General features: G+C 55.8%; 1 protein-coding gene and 1 pseudogene. One reads left to right on the top strand and one right to left on the bottom strand.

The window, feature by feature from the left end:
- Positions 1-321: pseudogene (locus Z052_RS20770) on the bottom strand (CPBP family intramembrane glutamate endopeptidase); the annotation flags it as partial.
- A gap of 1,530 nt (positions 322-1,851) precedes the next feature.
- On the opposite strand from Z052_RS20770, the gene Z052_RS18010 reads away from it, so the two are divergent.
- On the top strand, positions 1,852-4,181 hold a 2,330-nt coding region (locus Z052_RS18010; RefSeq protein WP_144050070.1), incomplete at its 3' end, for a PAS domain S-box protein.

Raw genomic sequence — 4,181 nt, 5'->3', positions numbered from 1 at the left:
TATGTCCGTGAGTATGAGTCCAATCCACGCAATTCCTTCAACTGAGGGCGTCTGAATTCGGTCCAGCGGGTTGTAGTCGTCACGCCGCCAAATATAACAAGCGGCGATGAGGCCAAATCCCGGTTGGACAATATAATTCTGTAATAACTCTCCGAATGGCTCCCATTCTGTTCTGATGGTGCCAAATAGTGGATCAACGACAATAACTGACGCAAATGCGGCGATAACTCCTAGTGCTGTAAGCACCCCCGCACTGCCCACACTCAGAAATACCCCTTTCACTCCTGTATCTGGCCTAGCAACGTTGCTCCGAGTTCCCATATACGATCTCAAACGATGTTAGCTAATGATAGCAAAGGCCGAGTTTCTGGCCGCGAAAACCCGTTCCGCTTCGAAGACTAGTTCACTAGGAGTGGTGTGGAACTACCGATTGACATCCTTCTCCGTGTAAACGCAGAGGAACCCCGACCGGTAGGAACTTCAGGTTTACAGTTCGCTCACCCCGCTTCTTATCAGGTCAGATTCACCTACCGAATCGTACGTTTCTGCTCCTGAAACACCTTATTAGCCATTATTAACCCAACCATCGTATAGAAACACATGGCGCTGGAACATCATCAGCGATCGCCTCTCCGCAAAAAAGTATTTTACTTGATAAGTTACGCGGGTCGCTGTGATTCCAATCGAGCTAACTACTGTGCCGCTGTCACCCGAAGATCATATGAGCTCGGTATGGACAGACCGTTTCTAACGGAGGAACAGTGCCGTGGGTCGGCTACCGTCGATGAACTCTGAGCAACCACTAGTTTTCAACGGAGATAGCCGCTGGGCAGTCGCGTTCGTGGCGTTGCTCTTCGTACACAACGAGATCCACGAGATCGCGCACACGGGGGTCGGTCGTCTCATCTGTGGTGCGTGGGGCCCACGAAATTTCAACAGTTGGCAGCTCGCTTGTTCGAAAACGCCCGAGATTGTTTTAGCACCGCTCGCAGGACTCCTCTGGAGCTACGGGTTGATGTGGATCGGGTATCGGTTACTGAATCCGGCAGAGTCACCGGCCAAACGGTCCGCAGGATTTTGCCTTGTTTTCGCGACAATGCCCTTCGGTCGGCTGTATACTGTGGCGCAGTCCGGGGGTGACGAAATGGTCATCCTGCGTGGAGCCTTCCCGACTGTTGATCCAACTGTGCGCCTCGCTATCGGCCTCAGCATCGTTCTGCTGCTTATCGGTCCCCCACTATACCGAGCCGCTAGTGTGCTCTCACAGCAACGGCGGTGGATCATTTTTACCGGGATGCTTCTCCTTCCGTTTGTTCTATTCTTAATTGTCGTACTGCGAATCGCAAACCCACTGCTCGCATCTGGGTTCTTGGCTAGTGAGGGGCTACTCGGCTCACCGCTCTTTGTGAACATCTGGACCGTGTTCTGGGCGATTGTCTTACTTCTATCTTGGCGACAACTGTCCACGACACTTGTAAAAAGAGGTGTACTGCTTTCCAAAGACCAATGATCCGCAAGACGCTTCATCAAACTAGTATCGGATTGTATATTCTGTGGATAATAGCGACAACGCTGCTCATTCTCGGCCGATACACGCCGTTTCCATCGTATAAAATCGTCCACTCAGCGGTTGTAACCGGCGCAGTAGTACTTACTGTCGTAGGTACGGGGCAACTTCTTCGGAAAGGCTATCGAAAGGGCGTCTCGGGGTAGATACGCGCTCTGTATGTAGCACAGCCTCGACAAACTATCAGCGACCAAGGGGTTCAATAAATTAGCCGTCTACCGGCCCAAACAACCGGTAGCACGACCATAGCGTTATTGTTCTATAAACTTCAACTCACAGAGAAAATGGCCGAGGGCTTCACGCAACGACACCCGACAATTGGCGTGGTGGGGCCAGCGTCGGTCGAAACGACCCTCCAAGACGCGCAGGATTCGCTTGACGTGGCTGTTTCAATAGTGCCTGCCGGACGTGACGCTCCCGGCTCAGTTGAGGAGTTCGATTGTGTGGTTGCCGCGGTAACACCTGAGTCGGGCAGCGCCGACCGGACAGACGCTGACACAGCCGCGTCACTGACCGGGGTCAGCAACTGGGTGGTCCAGAACGCCACCCGTGACTCCGCCCCACCGGTGGTGTACGTCGCCCCTACAGAGGCATCAATCGCTGAGGCGCTTGAGGCCGGTGTAACGGAGTATCTCCCGTGGGAACTGCTCGCACAATCTCCGACGACCGTGCTCAAGCGAGCGGTTACCGCGACAGAGGTACAGCCGACTCCCGACTATCGGACCATCTACGACAACGTCTCTGAGCCACTCACACTTCATGACCCCGAGACGGGAGAGTTGATTCATGCGAATCAGCGGCTCTGTGAGTTGCTGAAGTATGATCGAGCGGAACTCATTTCTATGCAGGTCGGCGATTACACTGCGAGTATCGACGGGTACGATCAGGCCGCTGCCATGGAGGTTATCACCTCCGCGACGGAGAGCGGAACGGTCGGTCCAATCGAATGGCCGCTTGAGACGGCTGACGGCGAACACGTCTGGGTCGAAGCGACGCTGACGACAGTCACGATAGACGATCAGGAACTGGTGTTGGCGACCGCCACGGACGTGACCGACCGTCGACGCCAGCGTCGTCAGTTCCGCGAGATATCGACTCATATCGATGAGGTCGTCTATCTGGCACGTGCGGACCTCTCGGAGGTTCTCTTTATCAACGAGGCCTACGCGGATTTGTTCGACCAACCGGTCGAACGCCTGTATGACGACCCGATGGCCGTTCTCGACGCCGTTCATCCGGAGGACCGCGAGGCGTACCGATCGGATCTTATCGCTATGAGCGAACACATCCGCGAGGAGGAGTCGGGTCCGTACACATTCAGTCACAGACTCCGCGTTGGCGGTGAGACACGTTGGGTTGAGGTACGCGGCTATCCGAGCCGCGGTCCAGGCGGTGCCGTCGATCGGATCGTCGGAGTCATTCGGGACGTTACCGATACGCGACGCCGCGAGCGCGAGTATGAGCAGATATTTAACGGCGTGACCACTGCGATCGCAGTTCACGACCCTGACACGGGTGAAATGGTCGACGTGAACGACAGTTACGTCGAACTGTTCGGATACGACTACGACACGATTCTTCAACAAGGAATCAATGACCTCAGTGTTCCCGAGGAGGGGTACACCGATGAGCGCGCGAGACGGCTTATCACCGACGTCGGCGAAACCGAGGAAGATGAAACAGTCGAGTGGCGAATTGAGACCGCTGAGGGCGACAACCGTCTCGTCGAAGCGAACCTCACAGTCGCGACCGTAGGTGGTCAGCGACGTGTCCTCTCGCTGATGCGTGATATTACAGAACAGAAACGCCGCGAGCGGGAGTACGAGCAGATATTCAACGGAGTCAACGACGCTATCGCCATCTTCGACCCAGAGACGCTCTCCTTCGTCAGTGTGAACGACTCGTATCACGAGCTCGTGGGGTGCGACGATCTTGAGCGTATTCGCGACCTCGGTATCGAGGGTCTCAGCGAAACTGAGGACGGGTACACAGCGGAACGCGGTAAAGAACTGATTCAGACTGTGGCCCGTTCGGGTGAACCGAAGACCATCGAGTGGAAACTCGCCCCGCCGGACGAAGAGCAGTCATGGATCGAGGTCACGTTGGCGACGGCCGAGATCGGTGGTGAACAGCGAGTTCTGTCGATCCAGCGTGATATCACGGAGCGGAAGCGCCGCGAACGAGAGTTCGAACAGATCTTCAACGGTGTGACGGACGTAATCGGAGTCTACGACCCGCAGACTGCGGAGCTACTCGATGTCAACGACACCATGTGTGAGCTCCTCGGATATGACCGTGACACAATCATCGATATGGACCCGGAAGAGGTGACGGCGACGGCACTCGGATTCGATGCGGACACAATCGGGGAGGTTGTCCGCGACGTGGCCAAATCCGGTGACCCGGCGAGAGACATCGAGTGGGCGTTGCGGACCGCCAGCGGCGATGTTGTATGGCTTGAAGTCAATGCGACCTTGACAGAGATAGGCGGCGAGCAGCGTGTGGTCACTATCGCTCGGGATGTCACCGGACGGCGCGACCGCGAGGAGCGGGTACAGGTGTTGAACCGTGTACTGAGACACAATGTACGGAACGATATGGACGCTGTCTTGGG

Source organism: Halorubrum sp. C191 (genome assembly GCF_002727095.1).
GTDB classification, from domain to species: domain Archaea; phylum Halobacteriota; class Halobacteria; order Halobacteriales; family Haloferacaceae; genus Halorubrum; species Halorubrum ezzemoulense.
Note: the sequence above shows the minus strand (reverse complement) of the source record. Positions and strands in the feature narration are given on the sequence as shown.